Here is a 17,119-nt window from a genome sequence, read left to right as displayed (position 1 = left end):
ATGTAGCCAGGTCACAACCGCGTTTCTTCCTGTGGGGCCCGTGGCGGATGTCCTGATGCCGTCACAGGTCGAGGGGCCCACACGCGGTGTGCTCTTTACGGAATACATGCACGATTGGGACCGGCGCACATGGCCCCATTGCCGGAAAGGGTTTTTCGCGCTCAGGGAGAAGATCCCGGCGCTGGTTCGTTGCGGGAGAGACTGACTTGACGCCATCCGTGACCGTGTTTTTGATGGAGCCTGTCCGCTCTGCCGCCGCGAGATCGTCCTGATGCGCAGGCTGGACCGTCGCGGCGCGATCTGTTTCATCGATGTGTCCAACGCGACGACGGCCTGTCCCATCGATAGAGCAGCGCTTCTCGCTCGGTTCCATGCGTCCGAAAATGGACGCCTCTTCTCAGGCGCGCGGGCCTTCGCCGCCATGTGGCGGGCGATCCCGATGCTGCGGCCACTAGGCATCCTCGCGGATCTGCCGTGGGCGAGGCCCGTGTTCGAGGCGGCCTATCTCGGCTTTCTGCGCCTGCGTCCCCGTCTGAGGTTGGTCTCATGAGCGACAGGGATCGCTACCGGCCCGTGCCACAGGGTCGACTGAACCGGCTTGCGGCACTCGGCCAGATCGCAGGCGGCGTCGCCTCGGGCGTGGTGTCGGAAGGGCTGAGCCGTCTGGCGAAGGGTGAGCGACCGCATCTGCGCGATCTTCTTCTGACGCCGTCGAATGCACGCAAGGCTGCGGACCAGCTGTCGCGCATGCGCGGCGCGGCGATGAAGCTGGGGCAGATGGTGTCGCTTGATCCAGGCGAGTTTTTGCCACCGGAACTGCAGGCGATCTTCTCCCAGTTGCGGTCATCGGCGCACTTCATGTCGCCCGGCCAGCTTTCCGCGAGTCTCGCAAGCGCCTGGGGTCCGGATTGGCGGCGCCATTTCAGCCGCTTTGACGTAACGCCAATGGCTGCCGCATCGATCGGACAGGTTCATCGGGCCGTGCTCATCTCAGGTCGTTCCGTGGCTGTGAAGGTTCAATATCCCGGCGTCGCCCGCAGCATCGATTCCGATATCGACAATGTCGCGACATTTCTGCGGCTCTCCGGTCTCGTTCCCGCCGGGCTCGACCTCGCGCAGCATCTGGCCGAAGCCAGGCGCCAGTTGCACGAGGAGGCAGATTATCTACGCGAGGCCGAACAGATGCGCCGGTTTCGCGCGCTGCTTGCCGGAGATGCCCGCTTCGTGGTTCCAGCGCCTGTGGAAGAACTCCTGCGTCCCACGGTGCTTCCGATGGACTTTGTCGAAGGCGTTCCAATCGAGCGGCTCGCGGTGGTGCCGGAGGCAACGCGCGAGACCGCCATGCGGGCGCTTGCCGATCTCGCCCTCTCCGAACTCTTCACATTCGGCGTAATGCAGACCGACCCGAACTTCGGGAACTACCTCTGGCGGCCCGAGGATGGGCGCATCGCGCTTCTCGATTTCGGCGCCGTGCGGCCTGTCATGCCCGATAGTGCCGAATCCTATCGCAGGCTGTTGCAGGCGATCCTGAGCGGCAGGAACGAAACGGTCCGCGCGGCTTTCCTCGACATGGGCTATCTCTCGTCGGCGCAAGTCGCACGCCATGGCCGCATGCTCGACGAAATGATGTCGACAGTGCTGGAATACGTGCTTCAGGCGCCGGAAGGCCTGGTCGATTTCAGCGACCGCGGACCGCTCGTTGCCGTGCGTGAGAGGTCGCAATCGCTCTTCGCGGACCGGTCTCTCTGGACGTTGCCGTCTCCGGACAAGATGTTTTTGCAGCGAAAGATAACCGGCATGGCGCTTCTCGCCCTGAAATTGCGCGTTCGGTTACCGGTTGTCGAAATGCTGTCCCGCTACGCATAGGGCATTGGACATCCGGAAAGGCGATCGGGTTGGCGGTCTTTGACCCGCCGCTCATGGCCCGAAGCCAGCCTCGTTCTATGGGCTGCTCGGCGACGAAGCCGCCCCGCCAGGCACAGGCACAGGCAGAAGCTCCGCCATCGCGCGATAATGGGCCATCTGTCCCGCCACGAATGTGCGAAACTCCAGAAGCAGCTCCGGGGACATATCTTCGAGCCTGCCATTGACGACCCGGAACAGGCCGGCGGCCTCTCCTTCGGCATAGAGGTTGCCTATATGCTGGCGCGAGACCTGAAAGCGACGCGCCATGGCGTGATAGCTGAGCGACACGTCCCAGCGTTCATCGCCGCAGCCGCGGGCCAAGGCAGCACCCACCACGGCTGTCAGGATCAGGTAGCCGGCATCGCGACCGCTGAAGCTGACGATGGTCGGAAACGGACGAAACAGGATGTCCTGCGCATGAAACTGCCGGGTCGACAGGCCAAGCAGGCGGCATAGCACGTCGGGATCCTCGAGGAGGCGCAAATGCAGCCTGTCGGCTCCAGGCGTGATCGCCTCTGCGACCTGGAGGGCCGATAGCGGCGAACGGGCAATCTCCCGTACGAGCGACGGGCTTGGGACCAGATGCAGGGCACGGGCGTCCTGCCCGTCACGCCGGGTCTGTACATAACCGCCCGCCCTGAGGCCCCGGATCTGGTCGGCCACCTGGCGAGGGCTTGCGGGAACGACCGCCTGCAGTGCGCTAAGGCTTGGAACGAAGGCCGGATCGTCGAGTGACCGGGCATAGTTCCCGATCAGACAGTAGCAGGTGATATACCGGATCTTCTGGCCGAAAATCTTGGTCGCCGGCCAGTGGAGGTCCGGCGGCGCGCACATCAGCCGGCAATAATCGAGCAGAGCCTCCGGAAAGTCCGGCAGCGCCAGAAACGCGGCGGCCCGCAGCCACACATCCCGGTCTCGATAGGCAGAAACGGTGTGGTACAGCACCGTATCACCCGGAATGCTGTCTCGCCTCGACTGCATGAATGTCACCCTCCCCAATCCCTTCGCCGATGGCGATAACCGCGCTGCTGCACCGCACAACCGACATTATTCGGCGAACGATATATCTTGGCAAAGCATTCGTCACAAAAGACAGACTGGGCAGGCAAGGCAACCGCCCTCGCCTCTCTATTCATAGCCAGACTGAATAGCGGCAGAGTTTAGACTTTTCCATGCCCTGTGCCCCCTTCTAGAAGTTGCAGGCATGCCAGAGGTCCACAGGGGGACGGCTCATCACTGCGGATCCATCCGCGCCGACCCTTCCGGCGGATGGCTGCCGTCGTTCGGAGCCGGTTCCGTCCGCCATCATCGTCGAGAGCCTGATGACCGCAATTTCACGTCCGCATCTGCGCCTGCTGCTTGCCACCTCGTTCGCCATCGCCGTTGCCCCGCTGGCAGCGCTTGGCCAGACGGCCGGTCAACTCGTCGCGCCGACCTATGCGCCGAACCTGCAGCGTCCGGGAGGTGGGCTCGAACTGCTGGCAAGCAACGGGCTGGAAACGCCGCCGGGCGCCGAACAGCTTTTCGTCACGCCTGCCGGCCTTGAGGTCGAGGGTGGATTGCCGGCCATGGCGGCCACCACGCGCGAGATCGAGGCCCGCCTCAGGGGACACCGGGTTTCGGGGGCCGATCTGTTTGCCGCGGCGCGCGATCTGGAACGGGCCTATGCGGAGGCCGGCTATGTTCTGGTGCGCGTCTCCCTGCCGCCCCAGACCATCGTTGATCATGCCCCGCTGCGGCTGCTGGTCACCGACGGTTTCATCCAGAGGGTCGACACGACAGGGGTGCCGGCCGGCGTCCGGCCGCGTGTCGATGCCTATGCCGCGCCGCTCGTCGGACGAACGGGCATCACGCGCGCACAGATCGAACGGCAGTTGCTTCTCGCCGGCGATACGCCGGGGCTCGCGCTACGCTCGACCATCAAGGCCGGGGACAAGACCGGGGCTGCCATTCTGGTGCTGGAGGGCCGCTATGATCCTGTGGCGGTGACCCTGTCGGCCGGCAACGGACAATCCGATGCACTCGGCGACTATACGGTCGGCATCGGTGCGGATCTGAACAATCTCGCCGGCCTCGGCGAGATCAGCTACTTTCGGTTCAGCGGCTATCCCGGCCTGACCGACGGCCATCTTTTTGCAGAGTATCCGCGCAACAGACAGATGGTTGCCGGCATTCTCCTGCCGCTTGGCTTCGATGGCATGGCGCTGAATGTCGAGGCGACCGACTCGCGCAACAGGCCGGACAATGACGATCTTCTGGAGATCGACGACCACTATCGGCGTCTGTCGACGCGTCTGTCCTACCAGTGGATCCGCTCCCGCGCGTTCAATACCGCCACAGAACTCAGTCTCGACGTCATCGACGAAAGACAGACGCTCGACTTTGGCGGCACCGGGAGTCCGTTCACCAGGGATTCGCTCCGGGTTGTGCGCCTGGGCCAGAGTTTTGATTCACTGACCGCTGCGAGCGCCAGCATCGATGGGCGCGTCACGGCTTCCTTTGGCCTGGATGCGCTCGGGGCCCGCAGCGCCACCGCGGACCTGCCGCTGACGCGTGCCGGCGCGGAGCCCGATTTTCAGAAGCTGGACGCCAGCCTGCGTTACCGGCAGGCCCTTCTGAAGCGGCTGGACTTTACCGCGGCGGTGCGCGGTCAGGCCTCGTTCGGCCAGGCGCTCCCCTCGTCGGAACAGATCGGTCTTGGGGGAAGCGGTGCCCTGTCCTCGTTCGACTCAAGCAGCCTGCAGGGCGATAGCGGTGTGATGGCGCGCCTCGACCTCGCCCTTCCGATGCCGCTGGTCTCACGATCGCCGGATCGGCTGATGGATGGTGTCTGGGCACCCTATGTCTTTGCCGCGGCCGGGATCGTGGAACTGGCCGCGCCGACGGCACTGGAGCACAAGGTCATCCGCGGCGCCTCGCTCGGCCTTGGCATAAAGCTCAATCTTGCCGAGACGCCGCTCGCGGGCAACAGCCTGCTGACCCTGGAATATGCGCATGGTTGGGCGGACGGCGAAGATCAAAGCAACCGGCTGCTTCTCAATACGGTGTTCAGGTTCTAGCCGGGACACGGACTTCCCGAAACCATTACGGGGCCCTCAAACGGCTCGCCCCACAGGAGGAAGATCATGAAACCGGTCACGCGACTGACGATGTCCACCCCGCCTTTAGCACAACGCCGCACTCTGCGCCGGCAGATGCTGTGCCAGACGGCCCTTGCCGGCGCAGTCGGTCTCTCGGGCGGCCTGTTCATGCCAGGTGCGGCCGCCAGAGCCGATTCGCTGCCGGTGGCGCCGACCGTCGTAGCCGGCAGCGCCACCATCAGAACCGGTGGTAACGAGATGACAGTGAACCAGTCGTCGCATAACGCGATCGTCAACTGGAACAGCTTTTCCATCGGTGCCGGCCACGGAGTGACCTTCGTGCAGCCCGATACATCCTCTGCCATTCTCAATCGCGTCAACGGCAGCACCGCCTCGACCATCGCCGGACGTCTTTCCGGCAACGGCCAGATCTATCTCGTCAATCCAAACGGCATTGCCATCACGCCAAGCGGAAAGATCAAGGCGGGTGGCGGTTTCGTTGCCTCGTCGCTCGACATCGGTGACGACGACTTCATGGCGGGCCGGCGCACCTTTTCCGGCACGGATAGAGCCGGTTCGGTGGTGAATGAAGGCGAAATAGCCGTCGGATCCGGCGGGTATGCCGCGCTTCTCGGTCGGAGGGTCCGCAATGACGGTCTGGTTTCGGTCCCTCTCGGCCGGGTCGGCCTCGGTGCGGGCCAGCAGGCGACACTCGATGTATCGGGCGACGGCTTCCTGCAGGTTGCCGTGCCCGACCCGACAGCCGGCGAGGACCCGCTGATCGTGCATAACGGCCGGCTATCCGCCGATGGCGGACGCATCGTCATCTCGGCGGCAACGGCCCGCGAGGCAGCAAGACAAGCGGTCAACATTGCCGGCGTGACGGAAGCGAAATCGATCGGCGGGCGCAATGGCGCCATCAGTATCGGCGGCGGCGAAGGTGGCAAGGTTTCGATCCGCGGCAAGGTCGATGTCTCCTCGGGTACAGGCAAGGGTGGCAGCATCACCGTCTCCGGCCGCGATGTCGCGCTGAGCGGGGCGACACTCGACGCGTCCGGCAGAGAAGATGGCGGCGATGTCCGCGTCGGCGGCAATCGCAAGGGCGCGGCGGGGTTGCAAACGGCAGCGACGACATCCGTCGATGCCGCAAGTGTCATCCGCGCGGACGCAACCGGATCCGGCACCGGCGGCCAGATCGTCATCTGGTCCGACCTCGCCACGAACTATGCCGGCACCCTCAGTGCGCGCGGCAAAGGCTCAGGCGCAGGCGGCGAGGCGGAAGTGTCGGGCAAGGCCGGGCTCGACTTCATCGGAGCCGTCGATCTCTCCGCCGAAAGCGGCGTTTTCGGCAATCTGCTGCTTGATCCGTACAATGTGACGATCTCCAGCGCAGCATCGACCAATGCCTCCGGCGTGACACCGACCGGCAACGACAGCATCATCAACGTTGCAACGCTGCAGAACGCCCTTGCCAATGCCAATGTGACGATATCGACAGGCAGCGAAGGATCTGCCGGCAACCAGGCTGGCGATATTCTGGTCGCTTCCGACCTCATGTGGAACCAGGGCACCAGACTGACACTGTCGGCCTATCGCAACATTGCGCTGAACGCCAACCTGAGCGGCGGCGGAGGTGCCTCCGTCGTGCTGCGGGCGGACAATGCCGGCACGGGAACAGGCACAGTCACGGTCGCCGGCGATCGTCGGATCACCGCAGATGGCGGCGTCTCGATCTATTACAATCCTGCGGGCAAGGATGCCGGCAGCGTCAATACCGACAGCTACCTCAACCTCCCGGACTTTTCCGGGATCGGGGGAACCCGCACCGCGGTGACCGCATACGCGCTGGTCAACACCATCTACGACCTACAGAACGTCCGAAACAACAAGACCGCCAATTACGCCCTCGGCCGGGATATCGATGCCGGCGTGACACATGACTGGAGCAGCGGGTTTCTCTCGATCGGCGGCAACCGCACGATGGGCTTTTCCGGCACCTTCGACGGTCTTAGCCATGTGATCACAGACCTCTATATCGGTCGCCAGCCACTGATGGGTTATGGCTCGACGGGTCTGTTCGGCCTGACGGCGAATTCTGCACTGATCCGCAATATCGGCCTGGTCGATGTGGAGGTGGAAGGCAATTCCAGCAACGACATTGGCGCACTGGTCGGTGCGCATTACGGCCGGATCGAGAACGCCTACTCCACGGGCAGTGTTACATCCGATGGCATCGACATCCTTCGCGCCTTCAATACGGGCGGGCTGGTTGGCTATCTCGGTGGCACCATCGACAATTCCTATTCCACAGCTTCGGTGCGCAGCGGAACATATGTGGGCGGCCTCGTCGGCTACAATGCAGGCGGCACGATCAGCCGTTCCTATGCGACCGGTCCGGTCTCCGGTCAGGAGGTTGTCGGCGGACTGGTCGGCGGCAATTCCCTCGGCGCCGTCAGCACCTCGTGGGCAACAGGCACGGTGCGCGGCGATTTTCTGGTCGGCGGCCTGGCAGGCATCAACGTGGGAGGACAGATTACGCAGTCCTTCGCGACGGGCGACGTCAGAGGTACCGTCGATGCTGTCGGCGGCCTGGTGGGCAAGAATTACGATGGCGAGCGGGACGGCGTGATCTATGGAGGAAACATCAGCCAGTCCTATGCTCGCGGGTCGGTCGCAGGTGGCACGAAGGTTGGCGGACTTGTCGGCTGGAATGTGGCAACCGTCACCCAGTCCTATGCGACGGGCAGCGCGACAGGCAGCCAACAGGTCGGCGGCCTCATCGGCCTCCATTCCGGCAGCCTTGCCGAGACCTATTCGGCGGGCGAAGTTCAGGGGAATTCCGAGCAAGGCGGCCTGGTCGGCGCCAGCAATGGCGGGCGCGTGACCTCGTCCTACTGGGATATCCTCGGCTCAAGTCTCTCCACAAGTGCCGGCGGCGTCGGCCTCAGCAGTCAGGCGATGCAGGACAACAACAGTTTTACTGGCTTCGACGGCACCGTCTGGGCGCCGGCATCGGCCGGTTATGCGCCGGAACTGTTCGGTGTCTCGGGTGTGGTTGGCGTCCGCGAGACGGCCGTCTACGGCGACACCCCCACCGCCAGCCTCTATGGCAGCGGCGTCTGGAACACACTTTCCGGCACGTATCAGGGTGTCGGCAGGACCACCGGCGTCGGCAGCTACGATATCGACCTCACCGGCATGCAGGGTCAGTTCCGGGGCGGCGGTTCAACCCGTTTCGTTTCACTCGGCGCCACCGTGACGCCTCGCACTCTCGTCATTGCGGCCAACAACCAGACCCGCGATGTCGGCGCGACAAATCCGCCACTGAGCTATTCCGTCGGCGGCATGGGGCTCGTCAACGGCGACAGCCTCAGCGGCGCCCTTGCGACCTCGGCATCGACCGGCTCAGGTGCCGGAACATATGCCATCACGCGCGGCTCTCTGACCGCGTCGGCCAATTACAGCCTGCAATTCATCGGCGGCACTCTGACGGTCAGAACAGTGACACGGCCCCCGACAACGCCGCCCAGCGAGCCGCCGTCGCCGGCAGCGCAGCCGCCACGCGTGAACACGCCCTCGACCAGCACGCTGGAACAGGAGTTATCAGCGCAGTCGACAGGCTTGGGGCAACCGTCAGCAGACCAGATCGTCACCGACTTCATCCAGCAGATGGCCAATAACCAGCAGAGCCAGGCAGCCTCTTCCAGCCAGCAGAGCGGCACCAAAACGCCGGACGACGTTTTGGGAGAGGTCATGCTTCAGGTGGCAGCACAGATGCGCGCCCAGGCTTTGGCAGAGAGTCAGCAAGGCAGGAGCCAACCAATCCAGCAACGGCCGGGAGCAGATTCATCTCTCCAACAAAGTGCATCGGTATCATTTGTTCAGTCAATCATCCAAGGCATCGTGGGCGTCGTCGGGATGCAATTGAAGCAGCCACCGCTCAACAAGCTGCGGTGAAATGCCTTGGCAAACGCGGCGGGCCGACCTCTGACGATCTGAAGCAGGCTGCCGGCAAACGTGGCCGATGAACCGCGGGATCTGCCTCAGGCCGCTTGGTCTGAGGCATGCGGCCATGGCTGGTTCGTCCGCATGGCATCGGTCTTCAGCCTCGGCTGGCGGAGTGTTTCCGATACGCTCCATAAGGCGGCGGTTGTTGGACCCTTCGCCCGTTCGAGCCAGCGAATTCCACGGCTTCGACGTTGCACCACGGCATGTCTCGTCGGCGAGAGCGTTGTCACAGGGATTGCCAACGCTTCCGACCCAACGTCTCACGAGTTGGGGTCTCCGGCAAACCCGGTGCAGTTCACGCCTGCCATCAGGTCAGAGTAGAACAGCGAAGTGCTTAGGGTGACGGGCAAAATACGCCGAACAAAATGCGGTAGTGCATAATCCTCAAGCCGGGTGTGAATAATCAAAGCCGTCCTTCTATGTCTCAGTCCAACACTATTCGGCAAAGGCCTCCTCACGCCCCCTGCGGATGTTCGGGACGATGGCGGCGACGAGCAGGATGGAGGAGACGGCAAGCAGGCCCGCGCTGATCGGTTCCGTCACGAAGGTCGTGAGAGAGCCGCGCGACAGGATCAGGGCCCGGCGCAGGTTTTCCTCCATCAGCTTGCCTAGCACGAAACCGAGCAGCATCGGGGCGGGCTCGAAGCCGCAACGGATGAGAATGAAACCGGCAAGGCCGAACAGGCCGATGAAGAGAACATCGGTGACCTGTCCATTGATCGAATAGATGCCGATGCAGCAGAACAGTAGGATGACCGGAAACAGCAGGCGATAGGGAACCTGCAGCAGCTTCACCCACACCCCCACCAGCGGCAGGTTGATGACGAGAAGCATCAGGTTGCCGATCCACATCGATGCGATCATGCCCCAGAACAGGGAGGGGTTTCCGGTCATGACCTGCGGCCCCGGAATGATGCCCTGGATCGTCATCGCGCCGACCATCAGCGCCATCACGGCATTGGCGGGAATGCCGAGCGTCAGGAGCGGGATGAAGGAGGTCTGTGCGCCGGCATTGTTGGCCGATTCCGGCCCGGCCACTGCCTCGATCGCACCCTTGCCGAAGCGGCTCGGATCAGCGGCGAGCTTCTTCTCCACCGCATAGGAGGCAAACGGGGCAAGCACTGCGCCATTGCCCGGCAGGATGCCGAAGGCGGAGCCGAGCAGCGTGCCGCGCAGGATGGGCGCCAGCGACTGGCGCATTTCCGCCTGGCTCGGCAGCAGGCGCCCGATGGTGCCCCGCACCAGGTCGCGGTCTTCCGGCTGGCCCAGATTGCGTAGGATCTCGGCAATGCCGAACACGCCCATGGCCAGCACGGCAAAGTCGATGCCATCCCACAGGAAGGGCTGGCCGAAGGTCATGCGCTGGTCACCTGTCTCAAGGTCGGTGCCGACAGTGGAGAGCAGCAGGCCGAGCATGATCATGGCGAGCGCCTTCAGGATCGATCCGCCGGCAAGCACGACGGCGAAGATCAGGCCCATCACCATCAGCGAGAAATATTCGGTCGGCCCGAACAGAAGGGCGGCCTTGGTCAGGGGCGCGCCGAGCGCCGCAATCAGCATCGTCGCGACGGTCCCGGCAAAGAAGGAGCCGATGGCGGCAATGCCGAGCGCTGCGCCGGCCCGCCCGCGCCGGGCCATGGCATGACCGTCCAGCGCCGTGACGACGGAGGTTGCCTCGCCTGGGATATTGACGAGGATTGCCGTTGTCGAGCCGCCATACTGCGCGCCGTAATAGATGCCTGCCAGCATGATCAGGGCACCGACCGGATCAAGGCTGAAGGTGACGGGAAGCAGCATGGCAATGGTGGCCACCGGCCCGACGCCCGGCAGCACGCCGATCAGCGTGCCGACCATGCAGCCGACGAAGGCAAGCCCGAGGTTCTGCAGGCCAAGCGCCACCGAAAAGCCGAGCGACAGATTTGAGATGAGCGTATCCATCAGTCTTTCGCCTTTGCGTCGTCTGTTGCAGATCGCGCGCCGCTGAAGAACAAGAGCGCCGCAACGGCGAGCATGGTGGCTGCCGATACCCGCAGCATGGCCTTTTGCGACCAGCCCTCCGGGAAGAGATCCATCAGCGCGTCGGGCAGCATCGGAATGGTCAGGTTCAGGAGATCGCCGAACAGGACCATGCAGGTCGGGGTCAGCGCCAGAGCCAGGACGACCAGTTCGCGCAGGCGCGCCTCGCGGGTGGCAAAGCCGCAGATGATGATCGACAGAGGTGCTGCGACGATCAAGCCGAAGCCGGGAAGCGAGACGGATCCCAGCGAAAGCGGTCGGATGGTTGCGGCAAAGATGACAATCGCCAAGATGACGAGGGACGGTCCGCGCAGCGGCAGATGCTCCAGAACCGGCCCCTGGTGGAAGAAGGACGAGGCCGCGACAAGCGCGCCCAGAAGGCCAAGCCCGACGGCCAGAACCCGCGGCATCAGGGCCGAGCCCATGGCGCCAAGCGTTCCGGCATTCAGATCGCTCAGCAGCCATAGCGCAATCGCTGCTAGGGCCACAAGGATCAGGCCGCCTGCAAGGTTTTGCGACACGCGCACCGGACTATCCGGTGCCGCGCCGCCGGGCTGTGTGTCGTGCTCGCGCATGGAGCCTCCCCCCTTTTCCGATTGCAGGTCAGTTCGGCTCGATGCCGAGCGACTTGATCACCGTGCCCGTATAGGCGTACTGGGCATCCAGAAACGCCTTTGCACCGGACGGGCTGATCGGCTCGCCCTTAGCGAGTTCGAAGCCCAGACCCGGTGCGCGCTCCTTGACGTCCGGCTCGGCGATCGCCGCAGCAATGGCCTTGCTCATTCTGTCCAGAATGTCGGCTGGCGTGCCGACCGGCGCCATGACCATGAACCAGCCCTGCAGTTCGACGCTTTTCAGCATCTCGGCAATGGCCGGCACATCGGGATGCGTGGAAATCCGTTCGTTGCCGGCCACGGCAATGGCACGCAGCGAGCCATCCTTGATGAAGGGTTCAACGACGGAGGCGGACTGGATGGTGACCGGCGTGCGGCCGCTGATGCTGTCCTGCACGGCGTTGGAAATGGTATTGTAGGGCACCAGCACCATTTTCGTGCCTGCCTGCTTGTTGATTGCCTGCGCAATGAGCCCCGAAATATTGCGGGGGCCATCGACGGCAACGCTGAGCGAACCGGGCTTTTCCTTTTCGAGTGCAATCAGCTCGGCAAGGCTGTTGGCCTTCACGTTCGGGTTGACGAGTAGGAGATGGTGGCTCTTGGCAACCATGGCGACGGGCACGAAATCCTTCAGCGGATCATAAGACAGGTTCTTGATCGTGTAAGGATTGGTGACGAGCGCCGCCGAGGTGGCAAAGACGAAGGTATAGCCGTCATTGGCCGCGCGGGCCGCCGACTGCATGCCCACGACATTGGCAGCACCTGGGCGGTTGTCCACGACGAATTGCTGGCCGAGCGCCCGTGACAGCTTGTCGGTGATGATGCGGCACAGCACGTCCGGGCTGTTGCCGGCAGCCTGTGGCACGATGACCGTGACCGGTTTCTGCGGCCAGTCGGCGGCCGCAGCCGGCCCACAGGCAACCAGCGCTCCCAGTCCCGCCAGAGCCATTCGTCTCGATAGTATCAGCATGTCTTCCTCCCGTTGAAGTCAAGTGTCGTCGACGCGCAGGCCTCACCCCTGCTCGTTGACGATCGGATTGCGCAAGATGCCGAGCCGGTCGATTTCGACCTCGACGATGTCGGCGGGCTTCATCCAGAGCGGCGGATTGCGCTTGGCGCCGACCCCGCCCGGCGTGCCGGAGGCAATGACGTCGCCGGCCTCCAGCCGCGTGAAGCTCGAGCAGTATTCGATCTGGCGGGCGATATCGAAGATCATCTGGGCAAAGGTGGCATCCTGCACCACCGCGCCGTTAAGCCGCGTCTGGATGCGCAGGTCGTCAAGCGGGCCGAGTTCGTCCGGCGTCATCATCCAGGGACCGAAGGCGCCGGTATCGGGGAAATTCTTGCCGGGCGTGAACTGGTGCGTATGGCGCTGGTAGTCGCGCACGCTGCCATCATTGTAGCAGGCAAAACCGGCGACATGGCCAAGGGCATCCGCGCGGGAAATGTAGCGGCCCGGCTTGCCGATGATGACGGCGAGTTCCCCTTCATAGTCCAGTTCGGTCGAGACCTTCGGCCGGATGATCGGCTTCAGATGCCCCGTCTGGCTGTTGGAATAGCGCGCAAAGATGGTCGGGTTTTCGACTTCGGCGCGGCCGGTCTCCTTGCGGTGCATCTCGTAGTTCAGGCCGACGCAAAGGATCTTGTCCGGGTTCGGGATGACCGGCAGCCATTCGATCTCGGAGAGCGGAAAAGCCGCGGCCTTTTCAGCTGCCTCGGCAACACCGTCGAAGCCTGCGGTCACGGCTGCCTTGAGGTCTGCGTACCGGCCGGCCATCGCAGCGCCCGTATCGCGAAGGGTCTCGCCTTCGATCACGCCCCAGGTCGTGCGTCCGGCTATTCTGACGGTGGAAAGTCTCATGAGGATACTCCTTTGATTGGGCTGGCCGGATCGTTGGCGTCTCAGGCAAGATGTGCGCGCAGATCCTGTATCTGTTGGCGAAGAGCATCGAGATCGGCAGCAGCCCCGAACACGTAATGATCCGGCCGTACGAGTGCGGCGACCGCGCCATGCCGCTCGAACCAGCCGGTCAGGACGCCATCCTTTTCGCGCACTGCCGTCTCGTCGGCCGTATCCGCGTCTTCCGCTGCGACGGCAACAACCGTCATGCCCTGGACTTCGGCTGCAAGCGCCCTGCCTTGCGTCTGCGTGGCACGGCGAGCATCCAGCACCAGCCGCCACGTGGCACCGGTGAGGTGATCGAGAAGCCGGCTTTCGCCCTTGTCGAGAATTGCCGGCTGGGGGAAGAGCAGGCCGCGGGCCGGCGTGCCTTCCGCGGCAATCAGGCCCTGTTCGAGCGGCGGAACGATGTCCTGCCGGGTGATCACCAGCGGCTGCCCGCCCCCCTCGGCCAAAATGCGGGCATCGCGGGCCGCGGCCGCCTCAGGATTGCGTTCGCAGATCGCCTGGCCGATGGCCTTGATGCGGCCCGTCAGCGTCTCAACATGGCGCTTGCGCTCCTCGGTATAGCTTGCCAGCAGGTTTTCGTCCGACTGGCCCTTCAGGATACGGTCAAGCCGCCAGGTCAGGTTGGAGACGTCGCGCAGGCCCTGGCACATGCCCTGGCCGATGAAGGGCGGCTGCTGGTGGGCAGCATCGCCGGCAATCACCACCCGGCCTTTTGCCCAGTCGTCTGCCACCAGCGCATGGAAGCGATAGGCGGCGGCGCGCCACAATTCGCCATCCTCAGGCGTCAGCCACGGCGACAGGAGCCTCCAGACATTGTCCGGCTTTTCCATCTGCCGCGGGTCTTCGCCCGGCAGAAGCATGATTTCCCATCGCCGATGGTTCTTCGGTCCCATGATGAAGCTTGCGGGCCGGGCCGGATCGCAGAACTGCGCAGAGGTCTGAGGAAGCTTGGCAAGACCGGCATCGTTCACCAGCACGTCGATCACGAGCCACGGCTCGTCGAACACCAGATCCTCCAGGGTGATGCCGGCAAGCTCGCGTACGCGGCTCGAGGCGCCGTCGCAGCCGATCAGGTAGCGGGCGGCGACCTTGCGGATCTCGCCCGAGGCCTCCTTCAGCGTCGCGACGACCTCGTCCTTACGGCTGTCGAGATCGATCATCTCGACGCCGAGCGAAACCGTGACGCAATCAAAGCCCTCGGCATGGGCGCGAAGCGCCGCCTCCACCGGCGGCTGGGTAAACACCATGCTCGGCGTGTAGCCGAGCGGATAGGGTTCCGGCACCATATCGATGCGGCGGATCAACTGGCCCTTGGCGCCAAAGTGCTGCGAGGCGGTGAAGGGGGCAACATGGGGCAGAACCGCCTCGGCAATACCCATATTGTCGAAATGACGCAGGATCTCGTGATCGATGGCGATGGCACGCGGTTTGTCATAGATCGTGGTCAGGCGGTCGATGACCAGCGTGGAATGGCCGCGTGCCCCCAGCATGCCGGCGGCGACGGCGCCGGCGGGGCCGAAACCCACCACCAGCACATCATAACGGTCTGCGATTGAAGTCTCGTGCGTCACGGATAAGCCTCTGCAATAGATGGGACGGCGGCATCAGGTGCCGGAAAATCCGATGGAAATCTGGGCTTTCTTGCAGGCCTCGCTTTTCGGCGGCGCAATGCCCCAATGGTCCGTCCGGCCGGGTGGCCACACCCATTCGTCCGGTCCCTTCACGCGGTAGCTCTCGTTCACCTGCAGGACTTCAGCGGTGTATTCGATGACCACGCCCATCGGATCGACGAAGTAGGCGAATACATTGTCGCCAGGGCCGTGGCGTCCGACGCCCCATCCGATCGGCGTGCCGTGATCGACGACGAGACCGGAGCCCCGCATCACCGATTCCAGATCCGGCATCAGGAAGGCGATATGGTTGAGGCCGTGGTTCGCCGCCTCGGCCAGCACCACGGCGTGGTGGTCGCTGTTGCAGCTGAGGAAGGCCATGAGCTTCGATCGGTCGGTGAGGCGGAAGCCGAGCACCTTGCGGTAGAAGTCGGACAGGGCCTCGATGTCGGCGCTGTTGATGTTGACATGCGCCAACCGCAGCACCTTGTTCGGCACGATGCGGGCCTCCTTGCGGCGGTCGCCATGCACGAATTCCAGAACGGAGCCTTGCGGTTCGCGGATGACGAACCTGCGCCCGCCGGTCAGCGGATCGGCAGCGCCCGGCTCGCGCAGCACCGTGCAGCCGAAGGCCACCGCCTTTTCATAAAGCGCGGCGAGATCGTCGGCGCAGCGCGCGCGAAAGGTGATCTTGCGCAGTTCCGAACGTTCGCTCTGCTTCAGTTCCAGCACGTGGCAGTCATCGCCAGTTGCGGCCAGAAACACCTTGTTCTCAGCCTCTGCAACCTTCTCCAGCCCCCAGACCCGGGTGTAGAAGTCCACCGATGCGACAAGATCCGGCGTGCCGAGTTCCACGCTGCGCAGGGCCGATACGGGAAAGTCCGTCATCTCGATACCGTCTCCTCATCCAATCCAAGAAAGGCCAGCGCATTGGCGAAGGTCAGCCGCTCGCGCAGCGTGGGATCCGCAAAGGCCTGTTCAATCCGTGCCACCGGTTCCATCTCGCGGAAATTGAACGGGTAGTCCGTGCCGAGCATCACCCGGTCCTCGCCAAAGACCGAGACGATGCGCTTCAGCATGTCCTCGTCGAAAACGAGGGCATCCACGTAGAGCTTGCGCGCCTGCTCCAGCGGCGCCTCGGGCAGGCTGTCGCGCACGGCCGGAAAAGCGTGGTAGCCCTGCTGGAGACGTGGCAGAAGAGCCGCGAAGGTGCCGCCGCCATGGCTGAAGGCGATGCGCAGGTTCGGGAATCTCTGCAGCAATCCGCCGGTGATGACCGAAGCGGCGGCAAGCCCGACATCGGTGGGATAAGCCAGCACCTGCTGCAGCGCCGCCGGGCCGACCAGCCGGTCCATGCCGGTCGGGCGAACCGCATGCACGAAGACTGCGGCACCCAGCCGTTCCGCCTCGGCGAAGAGGGCATGGAAGTGCGTATCGCCAATGGCGGTGCCGTTGATATTGCTACCGATCTCGACGCCGCAAAATCCGGGAAGAGCCATCAGGCGCTGCAATTCGGCAATAGCAAGATCGATATCCTGCATGGGCAGGCCGCCGAGGCCGACGAAACGCCCCTGCCCTTCCTGCACCAGTGCCGCAATCACATCATTGACGTGACGCACGAGATGCAAGGCCGCTTCCGCCTCGATCCAGTAGCCGAATAATTCCGGCATGGGCGAAAGCGCCTGAACGGCGATGCCGGCGCGGTCCATCTCCGCGATCCGACGTTCAGCCACCCAGCAGGCATCGCTGACTGTGCGATACGGCCTGTCATCAATGACGACCGTTGCATGGCAATCCTGGACAGCAGTCATGGACGGCCAGCCGGAGAGCGGCGTTGCGCCGGGCACCGGCGGAAAGCTTGAGGGAACGACATGGCAATGAACGTCGATGCCGACGCAACCACAACCGCTCCTGAAGCGCCCTGAACTGTTCAGTCCGTGCCGCATTCTTTCCTCCTCCGATGCCCTTTTCGTAATC

12 protein-coding genes are annotated in these 17,119 nt (G+C 63.9%); 4 read left to right on the top strand and 8 right to left on the bottom strand.

Annotated features, from left to right (window positions below; genetic code table 11):
- Nucleotides 1-214 precede the first annotated feature (214 nt).
- Nucleotides 215-550 carry a thiol-disulfide oxidoreductase DCC family protein gene (locus J2858_RS23770; protein WP_348635528.1) on the top strand — a complete coding sequence of 112 codons (336 nt, stop codon included), beginning with the start codon at nucleotides 215-217 and terminating at the stop codon, nucleotides 548-550.
- A complete protein-coding gene (locus tag J2858_RS23765) occupies nucleotides 547-1,866 on the top strand; it encodes an ABC1 kinase family protein (protein WP_210107360.1) in 1,320 nt (439 codons plus the stop codon). Before J2858_RS23770 ends, J2858_RS23765 begins: the two co-directional genes overlap by 4 nt.
- A 75-nt stretch (nucleotides 1,867-1,941) precedes the next feature.
- Here the strand turns inward: J2858_RS23765 and J2858_RS23760 are convergent, their stop codons facing one another.
- The gene (locus J2858_RS23760; RefSeq protein ID WP_210107359.1) at nucleotides 1,942-2,886 is read right to left on the bottom strand and encodes a MarR family transcriptional regulator; all 945 of its coding nucleotides are present in this window, start codon (nucleotides 2,884-2,886) and stop codon (nucleotides 1,942-1,944) included.
- A 341-nt stretch (nucleotides 2,887-3,227) separates the two neighbouring features.
- On the opposite strand from J2858_RS23760, the gene J2858_RS23755 reads away from it, so the two are divergent.
- Both J2858_RS23755 and J2858_RS23750 read left to right on the top strand, forming a co-directional pair.
- Complete coding sequence (locus J2858_RS23755) at nucleotides 3,228-4,964, top strand: ShlB/FhaC/HecB family hemolysin secretion/activation protein (RefSeq protein ID WP_210107358.1); 1,737 nt, start codon at nucleotides 3,228-3,230, stop codon at nucleotides 4,962-4,964.
- A 66-nt stretch (nucleotides 4,965-5,030) separates the two neighbouring features.
- On the top strand, nucleotides 5,031-8,942 hold the full coding sequence (locus J2858_RS23750) for a GLUG motif-containing protein (RefSeq protein WP_210107357.1): 3,912 nt from the start codon (nucleotides 5,031-5,033) through the stop codon (nucleotides 8,940-8,942).
- Nucleotides 8,943-9,428: 486 nt separating this feature from the next.
- Here the strand turns inward: J2858_RS23750 and J2858_RS23745 are convergent, their stop codons facing one another.
- Genes J2858_RS23745 through J2858_RS23715 form a run of 7 tightly spaced genes read right to left on the bottom strand, consistent with a single transcriptional unit; the run spans nucleotide 9,429 to nucleotide 17,088 of the window.
- Complete coding sequence (locus tag J2858_RS23745) at nucleotides 9,429-10,931, bottom strand: tripartite tricarboxylate transporter permease (protein WP_210107356.1); 1,503 nt, start codon at nucleotides 10,929-10,931, stop codon at nucleotides 9,429-9,431.
- A complete protein-coding gene (locus tag J2858_RS23740) occupies nucleotides 10,931-11,584 on the bottom strand; it encodes a tripartite tricarboxylate transporter TctB family protein (protein ID WP_210107355.1) in 654 nt (217 codons plus the stop codon). Before J2858_RS23740 ends, J2858_RS23745 begins: the two co-directional genes overlap by 1 nt.
- Nucleotides 11,585-11,612: 28 nt before the next feature.
- Nucleotides 11,613-12,593 (bottom strand): Bug family tripartite tricarboxylate transporter substrate binding protein, encoded by a 981-nt coding sequence (locus tag J2858_RS23735; RefSeq protein ID WP_210107354.1) that lies wholly within the window; start codon nucleotides 12,591-12,593, stop codon nucleotides 11,613-11,615.
- 42 nt (nucleotides 12,594-12,635) lie between these two features.
- Nucleotides 12,636-13,484, bottom strand: coding sequence for a fumarylacetoacetate hydrolase family protein (locus J2858_RS23730; RefSeq protein WP_210107353.1), 849 nt, complete (start codon nucleotides 13,482-13,484; stop codon nucleotides 12,636-12,638).
- Between the two features lie 41 nt (nucleotides 13,485-13,525).
- Nucleotides 13,526-15,103 (bottom strand): bifunctional 3-(3-hydroxy-phenyl)propionate/3-hydroxycinnamic acid hydroxylase, encoded by a 1,578-nt coding sequence (locus J2858_RS23725; RefSeq protein WP_210107352.1) that lies wholly within the window; start codon nucleotides 15,101-15,103, stop codon nucleotides 13,526-13,528.
- A 33-nt stretch (nucleotides 15,104-15,136) separates the two neighbouring features.
- Complete coding sequence (locus J2858_RS23720; protein ID WP_210107351.1) at nucleotides 15,137-16,030, bottom strand: VOC family protein; 894 nt, start codon at nucleotides 16,028-16,030, stop codon at nucleotides 15,137-15,139.
- The gene (locus J2858_RS23715; protein ID WP_210107350.1) at nucleotides 16,027-17,088 is read right to left on the bottom strand and encodes an amidohydrolase family protein; all 1,062 of its coding nucleotides are present in this window, start codon (nucleotides 17,086-17,088) and stop codon (nucleotides 16,027-16,029) included. Before J2858_RS23715 ends, J2858_RS23720 begins: the two co-directional genes overlap by 4 nt.
- Between the last annotated feature and the right edge of the window lie 31 nt (nucleotides 17,089-17,119).

Origin of the sequence: Neorhizobium galegae (assembly GCF_017877135.1) — a bacterium.
Taxonomy (GTDB): Bacteria; Pseudomonadota; Alphaproteobacteria; order Rhizobiales; family Rhizobiaceae; genus Neorhizobium; species Neorhizobium galegae_A.
The sequence above is the reverse complement of the archived record's forward strand: the minus strand, read 5'-3'. Positions and strand labels throughout refer to the sequence as shown.

What these genes read in the sequence shown, in the direction of transcription:
- J2858_RS23765 (WP_210107360.1), top strand. Translation starts at nt 547, where the DNA reads ATGAGCGACAGGGATCGCTACCGGCCCGTGCCACAGGGTCGACTGAAC.
- J2858_RS23760 (WP_210107359.1), bottom strand. Translation starts at nt 2,886, where the DNA reads ATGCAGTCGAGGCGAGACAGCATTCCGGGTGATACGGTGCTGTACCAC.
- J2858_RS23755 (WP_210107358.1), top strand. Translation starts at nt 3,228, where the DNA reads ATGACCGCAATTTCACGTCCGCATCTGCGCCTGCTGCTTGCCACCTCG.
- J2858_RS23750 (WP_210107357.1), top strand. Translation starts at nt 5,031, where the DNA reads ATGAAACCGGTCACGCGACTGACGATGTCCACCCCGCCTTTAGCACAA.
- J2858_RS23745 (WP_210107356.1), bottom strand. Translation starts at nt 10,931, where the DNA reads ATGGATACGCTCATCTCAAATCTGTCGCTCGGCTTTTCGGTGGCGCTT.
- J2858_RS23740 (WP_210107355.1), bottom strand. Translation starts at nt 11,584, where the DNA reads ATGCGCGAGCACGACACACAGCCCGGCGGCGCGGCACCGGATAGTCCG.
- J2858_RS23735 (WP_210107354.1), bottom strand. Translation starts at nt 12,593, where the DNA reads ATGCTGATACTATCGAGACGAATGGCTCTGGCGGGACTGGGAGCGCTG.
- J2858_RS23730 (WP_210107353.1), bottom strand. Translation starts at nt 13,484, where the DNA reads ATGAGACTTTCCACCGTCAGAATAGCCGGACGCACGACCTGGGGCGTG.
- J2858_RS23720 (WP_210107351.1), bottom strand. Translation starts at nt 16,030, where the DNA reads ATGACGGACTTTCCCGTATCGGCCCTGCGCAGCGTGGAACTCGGCACG.
- J2858_RS23715 (WP_210107350.1), bottom strand. Translation starts at nt 17,088, where the DNA reads ATGCGGCACGGACTGAACAGTTCAGGGCGCTTCAGGAGCGGTTGTGGT.